The sequence below is a fragment of the Sanguibacter sp. HDW7 genome, from assembly GCF_011300875.1.
Classification (GTDB): domain Bacteria; phylum Actinomycetota; class Actinomycetes; order Actinomycetales; family Cellulomonadaceae; genus Flavimobilis.
Genome location: NZ_CP049862.1, coordinates 936,850 through 958,468 on the forward strand (window position 1 = coordinate 936,850; position 21,619 = coordinate 958,468).

Sequence of the window (21,619 nt, forward strand, 5' to 3'; positions counted from 1 at the left end):
CCCGCGGCCACCAGGCCGCGGGGCGTCCGTCACGCTGGAGGACCCTGTGACCGCACCTGAGATCGACTGGGAGGCGCTCCGCGCCGCCGCGCGCGAGGTCATGACCCGCGCGTACGTCCCGTACTCGAAGTTCCCCGTCGGCGTCGCCGCGCTCGTCGACGACGGCCGCGTCGTCGTCGGCTGCAACGTCGAGAACGCCTCGTACCCCGTGGGCCTGTGCGCCGAGTGCGGGCTCGTCTCGCAGCTCGCCGCGACGGGCGGTGGACGCCTCGTCGCGTTCGCGTGCGTCGACCGCCACGGCAACAAGCTCATGCCGTGCGGCCGCTGCCGCCAGCTCCTGTGGGAGCACGGCGGCCCCGAGCTGCTCGTCGACTCCGTCTCCGGCATCCGCCCCATGACCGAGGTGCTGCCCGACGCGTTCGGGCCCGACGACTTCGTCACCCGCGCCTGACGGCGCACCGACCCGCGCCCTGGGGCGCGCACGAGCGCGACCCGCGCACCGAGCGTCCCAGCGGCGCACCCCCGCGGCCCCGACCGGGCCGCACCGACCGACCGTAGGAGGACCCCATGACCACGTCCCGGACCGAGGCGTTCGACGCCGTCGACGTCATCGTCGCCAAGCGCGACGGCAAGGTGCTGAGCGACGCCCAGATCGACTGGGTGATCGACGCCTACACGCGCGGCGTCGTCGCCGAGGAGCAGATGGCCGCGCTCAACATGGCGATCCTCCTCAACGGCATGAGCCGTCCCGAGATCGCGCGCTGGACCGCCGCGATGATCGCTTCGGGCGAGCGCATGGACTTCTCGAGCCTCTCGCGCCCGACGTCGGACAAGCACTCGACCGGAGGCGTCGGCGACAAGATCACGCTGCCCCTCGCCCCGCTCGTCGCGGTGTTCGACGTCGCCGTGCCGCAGCTCTCCGGCCGCGGCCTCGGCCACACGGGCGGCACGCTCGACAAGCTCGAGTCGATCCCCGGCTGGCGCGCCGCGCTGACGAACGACGAGATGATGGCGCAGCTCGACGGGCTCGGCGCCGTCATCTGCCAGGCCGGCTCGGGCCTCGCCCCCGCGGACCGCAAGCTCTACGCGCTGCGCGACGTCACGGGCACCGTCGAGGCGATCCCGCTCATCGCGAGCTCGATCATGAGCAAGAAGATCGCCGAGGGCACGGGCGCGCTCGTGCTCGACGTCAAGGTCGGCTCGGGCGCCTTCATGAAGGACCTCGAGCGTGCGCGCGAGCTCGCGCGCACCATGGTCGACCTCGGCACCGACGCCGGGGTGCGGACCGTCGCGCTGCTCACCGACATGTCGACGCCCCTCGGCCTCACCGCGGGCAACGCGCTCGAGGTCCGCGAGTCCGTCGAGGTCCTCGCGGGCGGCGGCCCGCGCGACGTCGTCGACCTCACCGTCGCCCTCGCCGTCGAGATGCTCGCAGCCGCCCACAAGCCCGTCGGCGAGGACGAGGTGCGCGCCGCGCTCGCCGACGGCCGCGCCATGGACGTGTGGAACCGCATGATCGAGGCGCAGGAGGGCGACCCCCACGCCGAGCTGCCGTGGGCCACGGAGACCCAGGACGTCCTCGCGCCCGCCGACGGCGTCCTCACGCGGCTCGACGCGTACGACGTCGGCATCGCCGCGTGGCGCCTCGGTGCGGGCCGTGCCCGCCGCGAGGACCCGGTGCAGGCCGGCGCCGGCGTCGTCATGCACGCCAAGCCCGGCGACACCGTGCGCAAGGGGCAGCCGCTCCTCACGCTCCACACCGACACGCCCGAGAGGTTCGGGCGCGCGCTCGAGGCCCTCGACGGTGCGTTCGACGTCACGGACGGCGCCGGGTTCACGCCGACGCCGCTCGTCATGGACCGCATCAGCGGCTTCTGAGCGACTGCGGTCCCGAGAGTCCGGGCCGATGGCTGCCCCCCAGCAGCCATCGGCCCGGACTTCCGGGACCGCGGGGCAGCGTAGCCGCGCAGGCTGCATAGCCGCGCAAGTCGCGGGACCGCGCAAGCCGCGGGACCGCGCTGAGCCAGGACGGCGACGGTCAGCGTCCTACGCCCGGCTGCGGGCGCGCAGGAGGACGAGCAGGAGCACGGGGACGCCGACGAAGGCCGTGACGACGCCGACGGGCAGGGGCTCGGGGAACGCGCGGGACGCGACGAGGTCCGCGCCGAGCATCATCACCGCGCCGACGACCGCGGCGCCCGCGACCGGAGGCCCCTCGGTCCGCAGGAGGACGAGAGCGACCTGCGGTGCGACGAACGCGATGAACGGCACGGGCCCCGCAACCGCCGTGACGAGGGACGCGAGCGCGATCGCGAGACCGAGCAGCACGAGCTGCGCGGCCCCGACCCGCGTTCCGAGAGCCGCCGCGACCCGCGCGTCGTAGCGCAGCAGCCCGAGCGTGCGCCCCGTGAGCCCGAGACACACGAGAAGGACGACGACGCCGAGCGCGACCGGCACGAGCGAGGCCGTCCGCACCTGGTTGAGGCTTCCCGTGAGCCATGTGAGCGAGGTCGCGAGCCCCGAGAGGTCGGCGCGCAGCAGCACCCACGAGGTGAGGCCGCCGAAGCCCGCGTTGACGCCGAGGCCGACGAGGACGACCCTGTGGGGCGTGAGGCCGCGCTGCCAGGCGCACGCGAGGACGATCGCCCCGGCGACGAGCCCGCCGGTGAGCGCGGCGAGCGCGACCGGCATCCCCGTGAGCCAGCCCTGCGCGGTCGTGAGCGCGGTCCCGCCCGCGAGCGCGAGCACCGCGGCGGTGCTCGCGCCGGCCGTCACGCCGATGATGTCGGGGCTCGCGAGCGGGTTGCGCAGGAGGGACTGGGTGACGGCGCCCGCGGCGCCGAGCCCGACGCCGACGAGGAGCGCGCCGAGGACCCTGGGGAGGCGGAGCTCGGCGACGACGTACGTCGCGCCCGGGGCGTCGGAGCCGCGCAGCGCGGCGAGGACGTCGGCCCACGTGGTTGCGACGTCTCCCGTCGCGAGCGCGACGGCCGCGAGCGTGAATCCGACGCCGACGAGCACGGCCAGGACGATGGCGCGACGCACGAGCACCGCGCGGGCCGCGTGACGTGGGCTCGGCCCGGCGTGCGAGGTGGGGAGCGTCGCGCTCATCGCGTCACCGCCCGGGCGACAAGCACGAAGGCGGGGGCGCCGACGAACGCGATCGCGACGCCCGCGGGCAGCTCACCGGTCGGGGCCGCGACACGCCCGACGACGTCGGCGAGGACGAGGAGCGCCGCGCCGACGGGTGCCGCGAGGAGGACGGCCGCGACGGGGGCGTCGGGCAGGAACCTGCGGGTGACGTGCGGGGCGAGCAGCCCGACGAACCCGACGGGACCCGCGATCGCGGTCGCGGCGGCCGCGAGCGCGACGACCGCGCACACGCCGACGACGCGGTCGGCGACGACGTGACGGCCGAGACCGGCGGCCACCTGGTCGCCGAGCGCGAGCCCTGGCCACGCGGGCAGGTTGACGAACGTGAGCGCGATGCCGACGACGAGGAGCGGGGCGACGACGCCGAGGAGGTCGAGCGGACGTCCCGCGAGCGCGCCCGTCGACCAGCCCTGGAACGAGCGCATGATCGGCTCGTGGGTGAGGAGGATCGCGGTCGTCAGCGCCCCGAGGAGCGCGCTCGTCACGGCGCCCGTGAGCACGAGCGTCGTCACGGGGCCGAACGCCCGCACCTGGCCCGCGACGAGCAGCACGAGGGCGCCGGCGACGGCCGCGCCCGCGACCGCGGACCACACGGTCGCCCCGGGCGAGGTGAGACCCGCGAATGCCATCCCGGCGACGACCGCGAGCCCCGCGCCCGAGGTGACGCCGAGCAGTCCCGGGTCGGCGAGCGGGTTGCGCGTGTGGACCTGCGTGAGCGCGCCCGCGAGCCCGAGCGCCGCGCCCGCGACGACCCCGAGGACGGTGCGCGGCAGCCGCAGCCCCGTGACGACCGCGACGGTCGCCGGGTCCGAGGCCGTCGGGTCGAGCAGGGCCCGCACGACGTCGCCGGGAGCCACGAGGGTCGAGCCGACGGCGAGCCCGGCCGCGGCGACGACGACGAGGACGACGGCCACGCCGGCCGTCGTCCTCGTCACCGCGGGTGTCCGCCGCAGCGCCTCAGGCATCCGTGGCGGGAGCGGGCTCGTCGTCGTCCTCGTCCTCCTCGTGGTGGTCGAGGTTGACCGTTCCGCGACGCCAGTAGCCGTCGACGTCCCAGTGGTCGCGCTCGAAGCCCGCGGCCTTGACGAAGCGTCGGGCGGGCTTGATGCCGACGGACTCGCCCGCGACCCACACGAAGCCTTCGCGATCGGGGAAGTCGTGCGCGACGATCGCGTCGGACAGCCACGTGCCCGAGCCCGCGGGCGCGCCGTCGCGGTGGAGCCAGACGAGCGTGAGGTCGGCCTCGGTCGGCAGGTCGATGTGCGAGCCGGGCCCGTCGACCTCGACGTACGCGGTGACCGGCACCCCGGGGCGCAGGCCCTCGACCCAGCGAGCGAGGGCGGGCAGCGCGGTCTCGTCGGCGGCGAGGACGTACCACGGGAAGACGTCCTTGACGTGGAACGAGCCGCGCGGGCCGAGCGACGCGAGCCGGTCGCCCGGCGAAGCCGTCGCGGCCCAGCGGCCCGCGACGCCGTGCTCGTGGAGCACGAGGTCGATGTCGAGGCGACGGTTCACGGGGTCGAACCAGCGGACCGTGTAGTCCCGGTAGGTGAGCCCGCGCGCGTTCCACCGGCCGTCGACGAGCTGGGGGACGACGGGGTCGCCCGCGTCGTCGGTGTCGAAGAACAGCTTGACGTGGTCCTCGGCGGCGACCGCGGGGAAGCCCTCGAAGTCGTCGTCCGAGGAGAAGCGGACGCGGACGAGCGTCTCGGAGAGCCGGGTCGTCGCGGTGACCTTGAACGTGCGGGGACGCAGCTCGAAGGAGTGCGTCGCGGTGAGCGCGTTCTCGGTGACGGGCGTCTCGCCCGTCGAGCACCAGCCGCGCGGGCCTGCGGGGACGAGGGTGTCGGAGGTCATGGTTCTCTTCTCGGGGAGGGACTGTCGGTGGGCGGGACGGTGAGGGCGGACGAGGGCGTGCTCAGAGCCCGGCGAGGATCGTCTCGAGCTGGTCGAGGACCTTGAGGCCCGTCTCGTAGCGGTCGGCGAAGAAGTACTGGACGCCGTACGCGTGGCCGGCCGCGACGGCAGGCAGCGTCGTGTACGTCGGGACCGCGTCGAGCTCCTCAGCGCCGATGCCCGGCGTCCCGTCGAGCGCCTGCTCGGTGAGGATGACGCTGTCCGGGCTCAGTCGCGTGAGCTCCTCGGTCGAGAGGTCGACGCCGTTCGTGCCGGTCGCGTCGGCCGCGACGGGGTCGATGCTCGCGCCGACGTCCGTGAGGATGCCGCCGAGCCACGAGATGGGCGTGTAGACCGTGACGATGCCCTCGTAGTGGTCGACCGCGGCGAACGTGTGCGCGGCGAGCGCGCCGGCGTACGTCTCGCGGATCTGGGCGGCCTTGGCGTCGTACGCGGCCTTGGCCTCGGTGGCCTGCGTGCCCGAGCCGACGATCTCGGCGATCTTCAGCGTCGCGTCCTTCGTCGAGGCGGAGCCGTCCGCGAGGATGAGGACGGTCGGCGCGATGCCCGAGAGGCGTGCGTGCTCGGCGACGGCCTCGGGAGAGATCTCGTCGACGGTGCCCGCGCGGACGAAGCCGATGAGGAGGTCGGGCTTGGCGGCCGCGATGGCCTCGTAGTCCCAGCCGTCGGGTCCGAGGACGACGGGCAGGTCCTTGACCTGGTCGAACTCGGCGGGGAGGAAGGCGTCCTCCCAGTCGCCGTCCGCGGTCGCGACGGGCGTGATGCCTGCGGCGAGCAGCGGGCCGACCGCACCTTCGAGGGCGACGACGCGCTTCGGTGCCGCGGGGATCTCGACGTCGCCGAAGGCGCTCGCGACGGTGGCGGTGCCAGCCTCGGCGCTCGTGGCGGTCGATGACGCAGTGGGAGCGGCTGACGTGGGGGCAGCCGTGTCGGAGGATCCTCCCGAGCAGGCGGCGAGCGCGAGCATGCCTGCGAGGACGGCGGCGAGGGAGAGACGGTGGCGCGAGGTCATGCGGGGTCCTTCGGGTCGGGGGATCGGGACGTGCCCGGGGCAGATGCGTGTCACGCCTCGGCGGCGACGCTCTCGGCGGCGACGCTCCTGGCGGCGTGCGCTGCCAGGGCGACGAGCGGGACGGACGGGCGGGGCAGGATGACGGGCGCGCCCGTCATCGGGTCGGGCAGGAGGTCGGCGCGCAGGCCGAAGACCTCGGCGAGCAGCTCGCGGGTGAGGACGTCCGCGGGGGCGCCCTGGGCGTGCACCCGGCCGCGGTCGAGGACGACGAGCTCGTCGGCGAACGCAGCGGCGAGGTTGAGGTCGTGGAGCACGGCGAGGACGGTGCGGCCCTCGTGCGCGAGCGTGCGCGCGAGGTCGAGGAGAGAAGCCTGCTGGGCGAGGTCGAGGAACGCGGTCGGCTCGTCGAGGAGGAGGGTCGGGGCGTCCTGCGCGAGGACGAGCGCGATCCAGGCGCGCTGACGCTGACCGCCCGAGAGCTCGGTGAGCCGACGCTCGGCGAGGGGTTCGAGGTCGAGCCGTGCGAGCGCCGAGCCGACTGCCGCGTGGTCGGACGCACCGAGGGGTGCGAACGCTCGCCGGTGCGGCGTGCGGCCACGTTCGGTGAGCCCGCGGACGCTCACCCCCTCGGGAGCCGTCGGCGACTGGGGCAGGAACGCGAGCCGCCGCGCGAGGCGGCGGCGGGGCACCCGGGCGACGTCGGTGCCGTCGAGGGTCACGGAGCCGTCGTGGTGGAGCTGGTGGGCGAGGCACGCGAGGAGGGTCGACTTGCCCGATCCGTTCGGGCCGACGATCGCGGTGAGCCGCCCGGGCGCGAACGTCACGGCGACGTCGTGGAGCACGGGTGTCCGGCCGTCGTAGGTCGCGTCGATCCCCGTGCACGCGAGCCGGGGAGCCGGTGACGGGGCTGCCGGACCCGTGCCGCTCGGCCGGGCGGGTGCCGGGGCTCGGGAGCGGAGGTGCGGCACGGTGAGACTCCTGGAGGTCGTGGCGGAGCGGGGCCCGGGCGGTGCGGCACACGGTGGCGCGCGACGTCGGGCAAGTTCAGGGCGAGGTCTACTCAGGTTCCCCTTACCTAGGCAAGGCTTGCCTAGGTAAGGGGAACCTACCATCGACCGCCGTGCGGTCGGGACGCGTTCCACGTCCAGAGGTGTGACGTGGGATTCTGGCCTGAGTGAGCCAGCCCTGGCACCCGGCTCTGGCCCCGGCCCGCGGGCGACCGCGGAGCCACCGCGCCCCGCTGAGCGACGTCGCGTGGGACCATCGAGGCATGGCGGGTGACGAGCACGTGGCACGGGACGACGACGCTGACGACCTCCGTCCCGACGACGCCCCCGCGCCCGCGCTCCCCGACCCCTCGAGCCGTCGTCCCTCGTCCGTCTACGGCGTCGGGTCCGACCCCGACGCGCGATTCTCGCTCGCCAACGAACGCACCGCCCTCGCCTGGCTGCGCACCGCTCTCGGCCTCGTCGCCGGCGGCATCGCGCTCGCGAGCCTCGCGAGCCTCACCGACCCGCACGTCGTCGTCGACGTCGTCGCCGCCCTCGCGTGCCTCACGGGCGGGGTCGTCGCCCTCTACGCCCTGCGCCGCTGGCGCGCCAACGAGCGAGCCCTGCGCCTCGGCCACCCGCTGCCCGTGCCCGGTGCGCTGCCGACGCTCGTCGCGGGAGTCGTCCTCCTCGGTCTGCTGCTCGCGGCCTTCGCGCTCGGGCGCGCGGTCTGAACAGCGACGGACAAAGGGCGCAGCATGAGCATCGACCCGCCCATCGCCCGTGACGCGGGCCTGCCCGCCGAGCGTTCGAGCCTCGCCTGGCAGCGCACCGTCCTCGGGGTGACCCTCGGCGCGATCGTCGCCGGGACGACGGCCCTCCACGCAGGGCACTGGTGGCTCGCCGTGGGCGCCCTCGTCCTCGCGACCATCGCCGTGTGGCCGGGAGTACTGCGGCCTACCCGACACCGGACGCTCGCCGACGGCGGTCTCGCTGGCGCGCTCGTGCGCGAGGGCTGGCCGCTCCTGCGGCGCGCTGCGCTGCTCGTCGTCGCGCTCGCCGTCGTCGGTGCCACGGCCTCGGTCGTCGGGATGCTGCCGTGACGACGGCCACCGGCCCAGCGCCGGGTCCGGAGTCGTCGCGCGACGAGGGGAGGGACCCGCTCGGAGGGCTCACGCTCTCGCGCGTGCTCGGTGCGCTCCGCCTCGGGACGCGGCTCGGGCCGGAGCCGCGCGGTGGGCGCGGGCGTGCGACTGCCGACCCGGCGCTTCCCGACGACGCGCTTCCCGACGACGCGCTGCTCGACGACGCCTGTGCCCGTGCCCTGCGCGCGGGGCACTCGCCCGTAACGGTCGTCCTGCTGCGAGAGGCCTGGGACGGGCTCGGGCCGGAGGAGCGGCTCCGGGTCGCCGCGCCGCTCGCCGACGACGCCCCGACGTGGCGCGGTCAACCTGCCATCCAGGTCGACGGGACGACGTGCGGCGCGGCCGTCGGGGCCATGCTCGCCGCGGCGGGGGACCCGGTCGTCGCGCTCGCGCTCGAGACCGGGACGGTGCTCGCCGGCGTCGTCGACCCGCGGCTGGGGCCGCTCGTCGCGGCCGCAGCGCAGGGCTTCGACGCGCTCCAGCGGTACCTGCACGCAGCGACCACCCGCCGAGTTGTGCTCGGCCTCCTGCCGTGGCCGCGGCGCCTCGGCACGCCGCCGTGGGGCCTCGCGCGCGAGGCCCGCTGTGCCGATGTCCGGTTCCGGCACGTCGTCGTCGACGTGGCCGACCGCACCCGGACGAGCGAGCTCGCCGCGCGCATCGACGTGTGCCTGCGCGCGGGCACACCGCTGCCGCTGTTCACAGGCGGTGCGAGCCGCTCCGGGTGGTCGACGGCGCTGCCGCGGCACGTCGTGCTGCTCACGGGCGTCGAGAGCGCCGCCGCCTGGACCGGCGTCGCCCCGGGCGCCGACGGCGGGACCGGACCCGGCGCCCCAGGCGCCTCGTGGCGCGTCTACGAGCCTTCGCGCGGGCGCGTGCTCACCGTCGACGCCCGCACGTGGGCCGTCCCCGAGCGGCGCGACGCGTGGGGCCGCTGGAGCCGGCCGCACTGGATCGTCCTGCCGCGCTGAGCGGGCACCTGCGCTCCGGCGTGACCTGCGGGGCCGCGCGAGCACGCGCACGGAGGTGCGGCGGCGGCCTGCCGAGAGCATGATGGGAGGACGCCACGGCAGGAAGGAGTTCTCTCATGAGCACCGATCCGACCGCAGGTCGGGCCGACGCAGGCCTCGAGCCGCCGACGCCCGGCGAGCCAGTCGACCTCCTCCAGGACCCGGGCATCCCGCCCGGCGACCCCGAGGAGTACAGCCCGACGATCGCGCGCCCCGACACGGACGGTGCCGCGACCGAGAGCGACGTCGCGGACCAGGCCGTCGAGGTCCCGCTCGACGACGACGCCGAAGGAACGAACGTCGACTGACCCGTGACGACGGCGGTGCCCGCCTCCGTGCGGTCATCGCCGTCGTCTGCCCACCACCCCCGCCGACGAGCGTCCTCGACCGCTCCCGCGCGCCTCTCGGGGTGCGAGGGAGACGTGCTCCGGCGCCGGAGCGCCGACGTCTCACGACCTCCCCGCGACGCTTATCCTTGGAACCATGACTGCGCCGTCCCTCGACCAGATCCGCGTCCTGCCGAAGGTCGTCCTCCACGACCACCTCGACGGCGGCCTGCGGCCCCAGACCCTCCTCGATCTCGCCGCCGGCATCGGCTACACGATGCCCGCGAGCACGCCCGAGGCCCTCGCCGACTGGTTCGAGGCCGCAGCTGACTCCGGCTCGCTCGTGCGCTACCTCGAGACCTTCGACCACACGATCGCCGTCCTCCAGACGGCCGAGGCGCTCGAGCGCGTCGCGCGCGAGGCCGTCATCGACCTCGCGGCCGACGGCGTCGTCTACACCGAGCAGCGCTGGGCGCCCGAGCAGCACCTCCGTGAGGGCCTCACCCTCCAGGAGGCCGTCGAGGCCGTCGGCCGCGGGCTCGCCGCCGGCGAGGCCGCCGTCGAGTCCGTGGGCGGGCGCATCGTCGCCCGCCAGCTCGTCACCGCGATGCGCCACGCGGACCGCTCCGTCGAGATCGCCGAGCTCACGCTCGCGAACCGCGGCCAGCACCGCGTCGTCGGCTTCGACATCGCGGGCGCCGAGATCGGCTTCCCGCCCTCGCAGCACTCCGCCGCCTTCGAGCTCCTCCACGACGGGCTCTTCCCGACGACGGTCCACGCGGGCGAGGCCGACGGCGTCGACTCGGTGCGCTCCGCCCTCACCGACGGCCACGCCGCCCGCATCGGCCACGGCGCACGCCTCGTCGAGGACATCACGGGCGTCGAGGAGGCCATGCGCCGCCGTGGCAAGGCCGACCTCAGCGAGCTCGAGCTCGGCCCCGTCGCCACGTGGGTGCGGGACCGTCGCATCGCGCTCGAGCTGTGCCCGCTCTCGAACGTGCAGACGGGCACCGCCCCGTCCGTCCGTGACCACCAGATCACCCTGCTGAAGAACCTCGGGTTCGCCGTGACGGTGAACACCGACAACCGCCTCATGTCGCGCACGTCGATGACGACGGAGATGAACCGCCTCGTCACCGACGCGGACTGGACGCTCGACGACCTGCTCGCCGTGACCCTCACGGCCGCGTGGAACGCGTTCATCCCGTTCGACGAGCGCCAGGAGCTCGTGTCCCAGCTCATCCTGCCGCGTACCGCGGTCGTCCGAGAGGAGCGTGGTCAGCTGTGACCACCGCCGCCGAGGTCGCCGGAATCGTCGACCACACCCTGCTCAAGCCCGAGGCCACCCCGGCCGACGTCGCCGCGCTCGTCGAGGAGGGCGTCCGACTCGGCGTCTTCTCCGTGTGCGTCTCGCCGTCGATGCTGCCGTTCGACGCCAAGGGGCTCAAGATCGCCACGGTCGTCGGCTTCCCGTCGGGCAAGGTGAAGACGGAGATCAAGGCCGCCGAGGCCGCGCGCGCGATCGCCGACGGCGCCGACGAGATCGACATGGTCATCGACGTCGGCACCGCCCGCACCGGTGACTTCGACGCCGTGCAGGCCGACATCGCGGCCGTCCGCGCCGCCGTCCCGGCCGACAAGATCCTCAAGGTCATCATCGAGTCCGCCGCGCTGAGCGACGAGCAGATCGTCGGCACGTGCCGTGCCGCCGAGGCCGCGGGCGCCGACTTCGTCAAGACGTCGACGGGCTTCCACCCGACCGGCGGCGCGAGCGTCCACGCGGTGCGGCTCATGGCCGAGACCGTCGGCGGGCGCCTCGGCGTCAAGGCCTCGGGCGCGATCCGTGACGGCGCTGCGGCCCTCGCGATGATCGAGGCCGGCGCGACGCGTCTCGGGCTCTCGGGCACCGCGGCCGTCCTCGACGGCGTCACCGCGGGCGCGACCGCGGCCGACCACGTCGCGGGCGACGGCGGGGGCTACTGAGTGCCGCTGCTCGACGCCCCGACCCGCGTCCGCGGTGAGCACACCGGTGAGGTCGTCCGCGTCGAGAGGCTGACCCCGCACATGGTGCGCGTCGTCCTCGGCGGGGCCGGGCTCAGCGAGGTCGCGGACCTGCCGTGGACCGACGAGTACGTCAAGCTCGTCCTGCCCGGCCCCGACGGCCTCGTCATGCGCTCCTACACGGTGCGTGCGTGGGACCCGGACGCGCGGGAGATGACGATCGACCTCGTCGTCCACGGCGACGCCGGGGTCGCGGGCCCGTGGGCCGCGACCGTGGGCGTCGGGGCGCAGGTCACGCTGCGCGGGCAGGGCGGCGACTTCGTGCCCGACCCGTCGTGCGACGCGCTCCTGCTCGTCGGCGACGAGTCCGCGATGCCCGCGATCCTGCGCGCCCTCGAGGCCGTACCTGCGGGGCTCGCGGCGCACGCGTTCGTCGAGGTCTCCGCGGACGACGAGCGTCAGGCCGTTCCCCTGCAGCACGGCGTGCACGTCACGTGGGTGCGGCGGGGCGAGACGTGGGGCGGAGCGCTCGTGCGCGCCGTCCGCGACGCCGCACTGCCCGCGGGGCGCCTCCAGGCGTTCATCCACGGCGAGGCCGGTGTCGTGCGCGAGCTGCGCCGCCACGTGCGCGCCGACCGCGGCGTCACGCGCGAGGACCTCTCGGCCTCCGGGTACTGGCGCCTCGGCGTCGACGACGAGGGGTGGCGTGCGTCGAAGGGCGAGTGGAAGGACGCGGTCGCCCGCGACGACGCCGCGCTTGCCGGCTGACCGATGACCCTGCCCGACGCGCCTCGTCTCCTGCCGGGCAAGGTCGTCGGGAGCGTCGTGAGCGCCGACCGGCCGACGCCACGCACCGCGCGCCTCGTCGTGCACCTGCCCGGGTACGCCGGGACCGAGCCGCTCGTGTGGACCGACGAGCATGTCACGCTCTCCGACCTCAGCGACGACGAACGTACCGTCGTCACGCGTCGGTGCGCCGTGCGCCGCTGGGACCAGGACGCGCTCGAGATGACGCTCGAGATCCACCTCCACGACGGGCCGGGCGCCGAGCTGCCCCGGTGGGCCCGCTCGTACGGCGTCGGCTCGTGGGTCACGGTGCTGGGCCGGCACGGCGAGCTCCGGCCCGACCCCGCCCGGAACGTGCTCCTGCTCGCAGGGGACGAGGCCGGGCTGCCGACGATCCTCCGGACTCTCGAAGAGCTCCCTGAGGGCGTCGCGGCGCGTGCGTTCGTCGAGGTCGCGGACGCCGCCGAACGACGCGCAGCCGATCTGCCCGCGGGCGCTGGGCTCACGTGGGTGCTGCGGGGCGCGGCGTACGGCGAGGCGCTCCTCGCGGCGGTGCGCGCAGCGCGGCTGCCCGACGGCTCCGTCCAGGCGTGCCTGCGCGGGGAGGCCGCGCTCGTCCGGTCGTTGCGGAGGCTCGCCGTCGACGTGCACGGGGTCGCGCCCGCGGACGTGTCGGCCGTGCCGCTGTGGTGGCGCGGCGAGGCGTCCGGCGGCCGGTGGAAGGCTGTGCGCGAGCAGTGGGACGCGGAGGTCGCGGCTGACGACGGTGCGGCTCGCGACGGTGCTGCGGGGCGTAGCTAGGCGCGGGGGATGCCGCCCGCGCGCTCGACGAGGACCATGAGGTCGCCGCGGCTCGAGAGGTCGAGCCGCGCGAGGATGTCGGAGAGGTGGGACTTCACGGTCGACGCCGACATAAAGGTGTCCGCGGCGATCTCCGGGTTCGTGCGGCCCGCGTGGACCCCGGCCGCGATCTCCAGCTGACGCTCGGTGAGCCGCGCGAGCGCACGCTGCGCTGCAGCCCGGTCAGGGCCCTGGTCGGTGCGCATGCGTTCGACGAGGCGTCGGGCGACGTCGGGGGACAGGACGCTCGTGCCCGCGTGCGCGGCCCGCACTGCGGCCGCGAGGTCCTCGGGGACGCGGTCCTTGAGGACGAACGAGTCGGCGCCCGCGTGGAGCACCGCGAGGGCGTCGTCGTCGATCTCGAAGCTCGTGAGCGCGACGACCGCGGGAGGCGACGCGAGCGCGCGCACGCGCCGCGTCGCGGTGATGCCGTCGACGCGCGCCATGCGCAGGTCCATGACGACGACGTCCGGCCGGTGCGCGTGCACGGCCTCGAGGACCTCGTCGCCGTCGGTCGCTTCTGCGACGACCTCGATGTCGGCCTCCGGGGCGAGCAGCAGCTTGAGCGCTGTGAGGGAGAAGCGTTCGTCGTCGACGAGCAGGACGCGGATCATGCAGCAAGGTTATCCGCGGCCACCGACATCCCGGTGCGGACGGACCGACGCTGACGGGCTGACGCGAGACTCCGTCCGACACCCACCGACCTCGCCTCGCGCACCGATCGACGCGTTCCCCCCCGTTCGATGGGAGGAACGCGTCAATCCGTCGGGGAGGTGGGGGTGGGGCTGGGGGGCGAGGACCAGGGCAGCCAGGCCTCGAGCGTGTGCTGTCCGCTCGCGACCTCCGTCGTCACTGTCCCGCCGAGCAGGGTCACGCGCTCGCGCACCCCTTCGAGACCGCGTCCCGCTCCGGGAACTCCTGACGGCGCGGCCCCGAGCGGGTTCGTCACGGTGAGGCGCACGCCCGTGCGCGGACCGCCGACGACGCTCGCCTCGCCAGCATCCGGGCGGCCGTGCTTGCGGGCGTTCGTCAGGGCCTCCTGGAGCACCCGGTGGGCCGCCCGCGCCGTGGGCGCTGGCATCGACGCACCGTCGTCGAGCATCATCGTGAACGACATCGGGACGCCCGACGCGCGCCGTGACTCCTCGACGAGAAGCGCGAGAGCATCCGGCGTCACGGGCCGGCGGGCCTCCTGCGCGGCGGCGATGCCGCCCGGCGTGCGCATGAGCGTGATGAGGTCGCGCATCTCGTCGAGCGAGCCGTGCGCGTCCGAGCGGACGGCCGCGGCGAGCTCGGCGAGCTCGGGGTCGTCGGACGCGCGCTCGAGCGCCGCGGCGTGCAGCGAGAGCAGCGAGAGGCGGTGCGCGACGGTGTCGTGGATCTCGCGGGCGAGCAGCTCGCGCTCCTCGACCTGCCCGAGCATGCCCCGCAGCCCGTCGGCCTCCACCCTGGTCTCCTGCGTCGAGCGGACCGCCTCGCGCGCCGCGAGCTGCTGCCGCTGGATGTAGCCCACGACGAACGGCAGCGCGACGAGCACGACGACGACCGCGACGATGCCGGGCACCGTGAGGACCGAGTAGCCGCCGTCGTCGAGCGGCATGGCCCAGATCTGCCGGTCCGGCGGACGGTTGCCGTCGAGCACGAGACCCACGGTGATCGACGCGGCGCTGCCGAGGGACGCGAGCGCCGCGTCCCGCCACCGTCCGCGCCGGACGAGGACCGTCGTCCCGACGAGCGCGCCGACGGCGTCGCCGCGCAGGAGCAGGCCGAACGCGAGCGACGCGAGGACGAGCCAGCCCGGCAGCGTCTCGCGCCGCAGGACGAGGAGCACGATGCCCGCCGCGCCCAGGTACCCGAGCAGCCCGAGGAACGCCTCGCCGCCCGAGGACTCCCACCCGTACGTCACGCAGGCGAGCGACGCGAACGCCGAGGCGGTCGCGAGGAGCACCGAGCGCACGCGGCGCATCTCGGCCCCTGGGCGCCGTGCCGGCCGCGGGGCGTGCACGGTGACGCCCGGCGGCGGCGCGAGCTCGACGCGGCGGGTCTCGGGCCGGGGCGGCGGCCAGTGCGGCTGCTGCTGCGGCGGGATCTGCTGGGACATGCGCCCACCGTACGGCCTGCCACCGACACCCGGGACCGCCCGGCCGGGCACGTCGCGACCCGTGCGGACCACCCGGTCGGGCATCGCGTTCTGCCCGGTCGGCCGACGCGCTGACCAGCGCCGACGCGGTTCGCTGAGCGGGACGCAGCACCGGGTCCGACGACCCGGCCCACCGACGGAACCCGAAGGACGCGTGATCCACGTGAACGAGAACCCCAACGCCCTGCCGCCCACCGGCGGTCACCCCGAGCAGCAGCCCGGCCCGTACGCCGGCCAGCCGAACCCGTACGGCCAGCAGATGCCCCAGCCCGCCCCGCCGCGGCTCAGCTGGTTCGCGCGCCACAAGGTGCTCACCGTCGTCGGCGCGCTCGTCGTGCTCGGCGTCGTCGGGAACGCGCTCGGGGGTGGCGGCGACGACACGCCGGCCGCCGCGCCCACCGCAACCTCGACGACGACCGCCGGGGGCGACGCGACGAAGGACGAGAAGCCGAAGGACGACGCGACGAAGGACGACGCGTCAAAGGAGGAGAAGCCCGCGAAGGACGAGAAGAAGGACCCCGGCGTCGGCGACACGGTCCGCGACGGCAAGTTCGAGTTCGTCGTCACGAAGGTCTCCGACGGCGGGACGTCGATCGGCCCGAAGGGCTTTGCCGAGAAGGCGCAGGGCAGGTTCGTGCTCGTCCACGTCGACGTGACGAACATCGGCAAGGAGCCGCAGTACTTCTTCGGCGACAACCAGACCGTCTACGACTCCGAGGATCGCGAGTTCTCCGCGGACACGACGGCCGCCATCTACCTCGAGGACTCGTCGTCGTTCATCGAGGAGATCAACCCGGGCAACACCGTCGAGGGCACCCTCGTCTTCGACCTGCCCAAGGGCGTCGGCGCGGAGCGCATCGAGCTGCACGACTCGGTGTTCTCGGGCGGGGTCGTCGTCGACCTGCGCTGAGGCCGGGTGCGGGCACGGGGAGGACCGCCCTGTTCAGGGGACAGGGCGGTCCGCGCGTGCCGCTCGACGCGGCGCCGGACGCGGGACGTGCGAAGAGCGGGGGGACGTGCGCAGGGCGCGGCGGTTCAGGGACCGCCGCGCCCTGCGCGTTCGTCGGCTCAGAGCCCGAGCAGCTCGCGCAGCTCGCTCGTGACGATCTCGAGGTGCGCGTGCGCCTCGATCCGGGCCCGCGAGATCGCGTCGTAGGACGCGTCGGACTCGACCGGGAAGACGGCCTCGAGATAGCACTTCACCTTGGGCTCCGTGCCGGACGGACGCACGACGACGCGCGTCGAGTCCGCCGCGAGCAGGCGCAGCCCGTCGGTCGGCGGCAGCCCGTCGAGACCCTCGGAGAGGTCCTCGACCGAGACGACGGGCGATCCCGCGAGCGTCGCCGGGGGAGCAGACCGCAGCCGCTCCATCGTCTCCGGGATGAGCGAGAGGTCGCTGAACCGCCCCGAGAGCTGCGAGGACAGGTGCAGGCCGTGCTCGCGCGCGAGGTCGTCGAGCAGGTCGAGCAGCGTGCGCCCCTCAGCCTTGAGGCGGTCCGCGAGCTGCACGAGCACGAGCGCCGCCGAGATGCCGTCCTTGTCACGGACCTGGCCCGGGTCGACGCAGTAGCCGAGCGCCTCCTCGTAGCCGAAGACGAGGCCCTCTGCGCGCGAGATCCACTTGAACCCCGTGAGCGTCGACGCATACGTGAAGCCGTGCTTGCCGGCGATCCGGCCGAGCAGGCGCGAGGACACGATCGAGTTCGCAAACGTCAGCGCGCTCGGCACGATGCGCAGCCGGGACGCGTTCTCCGCGAGGGCAGCGCCGAGGAGCGCGCCGACCTCGTCGCCGTGGAGCATGCGCCAGCCGTCCGAGTGCTCGTCCGCGCGCCGCGGGTCGAGCACGGCCGCAGCGCAGCGGTCCGCGTCCGGGTCGTTCGCGACGACGAGGTCCGCGCCCACCTTGCGGGCGAGTGCGATCGCAAGGTCGATCGCGCCCGGCTCCTCGGGGTTGGGGAACGCGACCGTCGGGAAGTCGGGGTCCGGCTCGAGCTGCTGCTCGACGCCGAAGAGGTCGCCGTAGCCGGCGCCCGCGAGCGTCGTCAGTGCGGTCTCCGCCCCCACGCCGTGCAGCGGCGTGTAGACGACGCGCAGGTCGCGCGGGTACGTCTCGCCCTCAGGGAACGCGAGGCGTCCGACGGACTCGCGGTAGGAGAGGTGGATCTCCTCGCCGAGCGTCTCCCAGCCGTCGTCGGCCCGGGGGACCGACGCGACCGACGCGACCGCGGCGATCTTCTCCGCGATGAGCCCGTCGTACGGCGGGACGATCTGCGCGCCCTGGCCGGCGTCCGTGACGACCTCTCCGCCGAGGTACACCTTGTAGCCGTTGTCCTGGGGCGGGTTGTGGCTCGCCGTCACCATGACGCCGGCGTCCGTGCCGAGGTGGCGCACCGCGTACGCGAGGACCGGCGTCGGCAGGGCGCGGGGCATGATCCGCGCGTCGACGCCCGCAGCCGTCATGACGGCCGCCGTGTCGAGAGCGAACGTCCGCGAGTTGTGGCGCGCGTCGTAGCCGATGACGACCGTCGGACGCGCACCCCCGCGCGCCTCGACCAGATAGGCCGCGAGGCCCGCGGCCGCACGGATGACGACCGCGCGGTTCATACGCGCCGGACCGCCCGCCATCCGGCCGCGCAGGCCTGCCGTGCCGAACTGCAGCAGGCCGCTGAAGGCGTCGGTGAGCTCGGCCGCGAACACGTGCGCCTCGGCGTCGTCCTGCGAGGCCTGCTCGAGGAGCATCTCGAGCTCGCCGCGCGTCGCCGCGTCGGGGTCGTCGTCGATCCAGGCCTCGACCTGGGCGCGGAGCTCGGCGGAGACCGTCATCAGATCCTCCCGACGATGTCGGCGAGCAGGGCCGAGATGCGCGGGCCCGCCGCCTGACCGGCCTCGATGACCTCGGCGTGCGAGAGGGGCGTCGGCGAGATGCCCGCCGCAAGGTTGGTGACGAGCGAGATGCCGAGCACCTCGAGGCCCGCCTGGCGGGCCGCGATCGCCTCGAGCGTCGTCGACATGCCGACGAGCGAGCCGCCCATGATGCCCGCCATGCGCACCTCGGCCGGCGTCTCGTAGTGGGGGCCGCGGAATTGCACGTAGACGCCCTCGTCGAGGGAGCCGTCGACCTCGCGCGCGACGTCGCGCAGGCGCGGGGAGTAGAGGTCCGTGAGGTCGACGAAGTTCGCGCCCTCGATGGGCGAGGCGCCGGTGAGGTTGATGTGGTCCGAGATGAGGACCGGCGTGCCCGGGCCCCACGCGAGGTCGAGACCGCCGCAGCCGTTCGTGAGGATGACGGTGTCGCAGCCTGCGGCCGCCGCGGTGCGGACACCGTGGGCGACCCGTCGGACACCCTTGCCCTCGTAGTAGTGCGTGCGCGATCCGAGCACGAGCGCGTGCTTGCCCGTCGCCTCGATGCGGATCGAGCGGATCGAGGCGCCGTGGCCCGCGACAGCAGGAGCGGTGAACCCGGGGATCTCCGCCGAGGGGATCTCGGCGACGGTCTCGCCCAGGAGGTCGGCTGCGCCGCCCCATCCGGAGCCGAGGACGAGCGCGACGTCGTGGCGGGCCACGCCCGTGCGCTCCGCGATGACGGCCGCGGCGGCCGCCGCGACGTCGGTGGGGTCGGTCGTGGGGTCGTCGATCGAGAGAGTCGTCATGACCCCAGGCTAAGCGGTGCCCCCTAGCATCCGGACCTGTGTTCTCGCGCGGGGTCGTCCTGGTGTCCGCATGGTGGCACGATGGTCGCCGTGACAATCGATCAGCAGGACCTCCAGGCCACGACCGTGACGATCGTCGGCGGCGGCCCCGGCGGCTACGAGGCGGCACTCGTCGCGCGGCGCCTCGGCGCCGACGTCATGCTCGTCGAGCGCCGCGGCCTCGGCGGCTCGGCCGTCCTCACGGACGTCGTGCCGTCGAAGACCCTCATCGCGACCGCCGACTGGATGACGATCGCCCAGCGCGCGACCGAGCTCGGCATCTCCCTGGCTCCCGAGGGCGAGGACGCCGAGCCCGGCGCCCTCCGTGCGCGCGTCGACCTCGGTCGCGTCAACGCCCGCGTGCGCGAGCTTGCGCTCGCGCAGTCGGCCGACATCCGCACGCGCCTCGAGCGCGAGGGCGTGCGCCTTGTCACGGGCACGGGCCGGCTCACGTCGCCCTCGCGCGTCGAGGTGACGGCCGACGACGGCACGGTCATGGCGCTCGACTCCGACGTCGTCCTCGTCTCCGTCGGCGCGACCCCCCGCGAGCTGCCCGACGCGAAGCCCGACGGCCGCCGCATCTTCACGTGGACCCAGCTCTACGAGCTCACCGAGCTGCCCACCCACCTCATCGTCGTCGGCTCGGGAGTCACCGGCGCAGAGTTCGCCGGCGCCTACAACGCGCTCGGCGTGCCCGTCACCCTCGTCTCCTCGCGCGACCGCGTGCTGCCCGGCGAGGACGCCGACGCCGCGAACCTCATCGAGGAGGTCTTCCGCGACCGCGGCATGACCGTCATGGGGCGCTCGCGGGCCGAGTCCGCGCGCGTCGTCGGGTCCGGCGACGACGAGCACGTCGAGGTGACCCTCGCCGACGGCCGCGTCGTCTCCGGCTCGCACGTCCTCATGGCCGTCGGCTCGGTGCCCTCGACCAAGGGCCTCGGGCTCGAGGAGATCGGCGTCAGGCTCTCCGACTCCGGGCACATCGAGGTCGACCGCGTCTCACGCACGTCCGTGCGCGGCGTCTACGCCGCCGGCGACGTCACGGGTGTCCTGCCGCTCGCGTCCGTCGCCGCGCAGCAGGGACGCATCGCCATGTCGCACGCGCTCGGCGACGCCGTCGTGCCCATCCGACTGCGCACCGTCGCCGCGAACATCTTCACGACGCCCGAGATCGCGACCGTCGGCTACTCCGAGACCGCCCTGCAGGAGCGCAGCTCGAAGTACGCCGTGACGATGCTGCCGCTCGCCCGCAACCCGCGCGCCAAGATGCTCGGCATGCGCCACGGTTTCGTCAAGCTGTTCCACCACCCCGACGCGGGCGTCGTCCTCGGCGGCGTCGTCGTCGCGCCGCGCGCAAGCGAGCTCGTCTTCCCCATCACGCTCGCGGTGCAGCACCGGCTCACGGTCGACGACGTCGCGGAGGCGTTCACGGTCTACCCGTCGCTCTCGGGCTCGATCGCCGAGGTGGCCCGCATGGGCCACCACCGCACTCTGGACTGAACGCCGCCTCGGCCGGCCCCGCTGGTGCGGGACCGGCCCTCGGGTCGCGGGCCGTTCGCCCGCACGCGAGCAGATCGCTTCTTCGTGACCTAGTCGCTTCCTCACGACCTAGTCCGCTCCGCGCGAGCTAGTCGCGCTGCGGTCCTAGGTCGCGTCGAGAGGACTAGGTCGAACGCGGGTGGCGCGGCCCCGCGGGGTGGCGCGGCCGCGAGGGAGCGCGGCCGCGGGGGCTGGGTGGGCCCGGCGGGCTGGTCAGGGGGTGAGGAGGAGGGTCGTGAGGGCCGCCGGGGTGGGGGCCATCGCTGCTGCGCCTGCCGCCTCCAGCTCGCCCGGGTCCGCGTAGCCCCACGCGACGCCGATCGTCTCGAGGCCGTGGGCCGCCGCGCCCTCGACGTCGTGCTCACGGTCGCCCACCATGACCGCCGTCGTGCCAGCCACGGCCGGGTCGACGCCCAGCTCGCCGAGCGCGTACTCGATGACGTCGGCCTTCGACGACCGCCTCGGGGCGTCCGGACCCGCGCCCGTCACCGCATCCTCGAGGGTCGCGCCGTAGACGCCGTCGAGGAACGGGTCGAGGCCGAAGCGCTCCGTGAGCTGCCGCGCGAAGATCTCGGGCTTCGACGTCGCGACCGCCAGACGGCGGCCCGACGCCCGCAGCGCTCCGAGCACCTCGGGGATGCCGTCGAACACCGAGTTCGTCCACATGCCCTGCGGGACGAAGTGGGCGCGGTACGTGCGGATCGCCTCCGGCACGTCGTCCTCGGCGAAGCCGTTGGCCACGAACGACGCGGCGAGCGGCGGACCGACGAAGCGACGCAGGGCGTCGGGCGACGGGACGGGCACGCCGTGGGTCTCGAACGCGTGGACGACCGAGGAGATGATCCCGGGCGCGGAGTCCATGAGCGTGCCGTCGAGGTCGAGCAGGACGAGAGAGCGGTTCGCGAAGGTCACGAGGTCAAGTGTCTCGCGAGGCACCTAGGACCGCGGTCACGTCCGGACGCGGTCGGTCCCGCCACCGATGGCGTGGCCTCGAACCGTCGCACGCGCCTGGCCCATTCGGGCGCCGGTCCCCACACGCGCCTGGCACGTACCCGCGCCCGGCCCTCACGCA

22 protein-coding genes are annotated in these 21,619 nt (G+C 74.6%); 12 read left to right on the forward strand and 10 right to left on the reverse strand.

What is annotated here, in order from left to right:
- The first annotated feature begins 46 nt into the window (after positions 1–46).
- Together G7063_RS04275 and G7063_RS04280 are read left to right on the forward strand one after the other, a co-directional pair.
- Positions 47–451 (forward strand): cytidine deaminase, encoded by a 405-nt coding sequence (locus G7063_RS04275; RefSeq protein WP_255454243.1) that lies wholly within the window; start codon positions 47–49, stop codon positions 449–451.
- Between the two features lie 116 nt (positions 452–567).
- Complete coding sequence (locus G7063_RS04280) at positions 568–1,878, forward strand: thymidine phosphorylase (protein WP_166413288.1); 1,311 nt, start codon at positions 568–570, stop codon at positions 1,876–1,878.
- 168 nt (positions 1,879–2,046) lie between these two features.
- Here the strand turns inward: G7063_RS04280 and G7063_RS04285 are convergent, their stop codons facing one another.
- From G7063_RS04285 to G7063_RS04305, 5 genes are all read right to left on the reverse strand, one after another.
- Positions 2,047–3,111, reverse strand: a complete 1,065-nt coding sequence (locus G7063_RS04285) for an iron chelate uptake ABC transporter family permease subunit (protein WP_166413289.1) — start codon at positions 3,109–3,111, stop codon at positions 2,047–2,049.
- The gene (locus G7063_RS04290) at positions 3,108–4,088 is read right to left on the reverse strand and encodes an iron ABC transporter permease (protein ID WP_166413290.1); all 981 of its coding nucleotides are present in this window, start codon (positions 4,086–4,088) and stop codon (positions 3,108–3,110) included. The genes G7063_RS04285 and G7063_RS04290 overlap by 4 nt, the downstream gene beginning before the upstream one ends.
- 22 nt (positions 4,089–4,110) lie before the next feature.
- Positions 4,111–5,010, reverse strand: coding sequence for a siderophore-interacting protein (locus tag G7063_RS04295; RefSeq protein ID WP_166413291.1), 900 nt, complete (start codon positions 5,008–5,010; stop codon positions 4,111–4,113).
- A gap of 61 nt (positions 5,011–5,071) precedes the next feature.
- Entirely contained in the window at positions 5,072–6,082 is a 1,011-nt protein-coding gene (locus G7063_RS04300) for an ABC transporter substrate-binding protein (RefSeq protein ID WP_166413292.1), read from the reverse strand.
- 50 nt (positions 6,083–6,132) lie between these two features.
- Positions 6,133–7,050, reverse strand: coding sequence for an ABC transporter ATP-binding protein (locus tag G7063_RS04305; protein ID WP_240916182.1), 918 nt, complete (start codon positions 7,048–7,050; stop codon positions 6,133–6,135).
- A gap of 302 nt (positions 7,051–7,352) precedes the next feature.
- Here G7063_RS04305 and G7063_RS15405 point away from each other — a divergent pair, with 302 nt between their 5' ends.
- The 8 genes from G7063_RS15405 (at position 7,353) to G7063_RS04345 (ending at position 13,140) form a co-directional block, all read left to right on the forward strand.
- Positions 7,353–7,805: a YidH family protein gene (locus G7063_RS15405; protein ID WP_166413294.1), complete on the forward strand. Its 453-nt coding sequence runs from the start codon at positions 7,353–7,355 to the stop codon at positions 7,803–7,805.
- 24 nt (positions 7,806–7,829) lie between these two features.
- On the forward strand, positions 7,830–8,174 hold the full coding sequence (locus tag G7063_RS04315) for a hypothetical protein (protein ID WP_166413295.1): 345 nt from the start codon (positions 7,830–7,832) through the stop codon (positions 8,172–8,174).
- Entirely contained in the window at positions 8,171–9,187 is a 1,017-nt protein-coding gene (locus G7063_RS04320) for a hypothetical protein (protein WP_166413296.1), read from the forward strand. Before G7063_RS04315 ends, G7063_RS04320 begins: the two co-directional genes overlap by 4 nt.
- A gap of 116 nt (positions 9,188–9,303) precedes the next feature.
- Positions 9,304–9,534 carry a hypothetical protein gene (locus G7063_RS04325; RefSeq protein ID WP_166413297.1) on the forward strand — a complete coding sequence of 77 codons (231 nt, stop codon included), beginning with the start codon at positions 9,304–9,306 and terminating at the stop codon, positions 9,532–9,534.
- 175 nt (positions 9,535–9,709) lie between these two features.
- A complete protein-coding gene (locus G7063_RS04330) occupies positions 9,710–10,840 on the forward strand; it encodes an adenosine deaminase (protein ID WP_166413298.1) in 1,131 nt (376 codons plus the stop codon).
- On the forward strand, positions 10,837–11,535 hold the full coding sequence (deoC, locus tag G7063_RS04335; protein ID WP_166413299.1) for a deoxyribose-phosphate aldolase: 699 nt from the start codon (positions 10,837–10,839) through the stop codon (positions 11,533–11,535). Before G7063_RS04330 ends, deoC begins: the two co-directional genes overlap by 4 nt.
- Entirely contained in the window at positions 11,536–12,321 is a 786-nt protein-coding gene (locus G7063_RS04340; protein WP_240916183.1) for a siderophore-interacting protein, read from the forward strand.
- Between the two features lie 3 nt (positions 12,322–12,324).
- Positions 12,325–13,140: a siderophore-interacting protein gene (locus G7063_RS04345; protein WP_166413300.1), complete on the forward strand. Its 816-nt coding sequence runs from the start codon at positions 12,325–12,327 to the stop codon at positions 13,138–13,140.
- Here the strand turns inward: G7063_RS04345 and G7063_RS04350 are convergent.
- Complete coding sequence (locus G7063_RS04350) at positions 13,137–13,793, reverse strand: response regulator transcription factor (protein ID WP_166413301.1); 657 nt, start codon at positions 13,791–13,793, stop codon at positions 13,137–13,139. The two genes, G7063_RS04345 and G7063_RS04350, sit on opposite strands and share 4 nt — an antisense overlap.
- Before the next feature lie 143 nt (positions 13,794–13,936).
- Complete coding sequence (locus tag G7063_RS04355; protein ID WP_166413302.1) at positions 13,937–15,280, reverse strand: sensor histidine kinase; 1,344 nt, start codon at positions 15,278–15,280, stop codon at positions 13,937–13,939.
- Positions 15,281–15,482: 202 nt separating this feature from the next.
- Here G7063_RS04355 and G7063_RS04360 point away from each other — a divergent pair, with 202 nt between their 5' ends.
- Positions 15,483–16,229 (forward strand): DUF4352 domain-containing protein, encoded by a 747-nt coding sequence (locus tag G7063_RS04360; protein ID WP_240916184.1) that lies wholly within the window; start codon positions 15,483–15,485, stop codon positions 16,227–16,229.
- A gap of 158 nt (positions 16,230–16,387) precedes the next feature.
- Here the strand turns inward: G7063_RS04360 and G7063_RS04365 are convergent, their stop codons facing one another.
- Positions 16,388–18,142: a phospho-sugar mutase gene (locus G7063_RS04365; protein WP_166413303.1), complete on the reverse strand. Its 1,755-nt coding sequence runs from the start codon at positions 18,140–18,142 to the stop codon at positions 16,388–16,390.
- A complete protein-coding gene (locus tag G7063_RS04370; RefSeq protein ID WP_166413304.1) occupies positions 18,142–18,969 on the reverse strand; it encodes a purine-nucleoside phosphorylase in 828 nt (275 codons plus the stop codon). The genes G7063_RS04365 and G7063_RS04370 overlap by 1 nt, the downstream gene beginning before the upstream one ends.
- A gap of 81 nt (positions 18,970–19,050) precedes the next feature.
- Here G7063_RS04370 and G7063_RS04375 point away from each other — a divergent pair, with 81 nt between their 5' ends.
- Entirely contained in the window at positions 19,051–20,508 is a 1,458-nt protein-coding gene (locus G7063_RS04375; RefSeq protein WP_166413305.1) for an NAD(P)H-quinone dehydrogenase, read from the forward strand.
- A 252-nt stretch (positions 20,509–20,760) separates the two neighbouring features.
- Here G7063_RS04375 and G7063_RS04380 read toward each other — a convergent pair whose 3' ends face one another.
- Positions 20,761–21,459 carry an HAD hydrolase-like protein gene (locus G7063_RS04380; protein ID WP_240916186.1) on the reverse strand — a complete coding sequence of 233 codons (699 nt, stop codon included), beginning with the start codon at positions 21,457–21,459 and terminating at the stop codon, positions 20,761–20,763.
- Positions 21,460–21,619 lie beyond the last annotated feature (160 nt).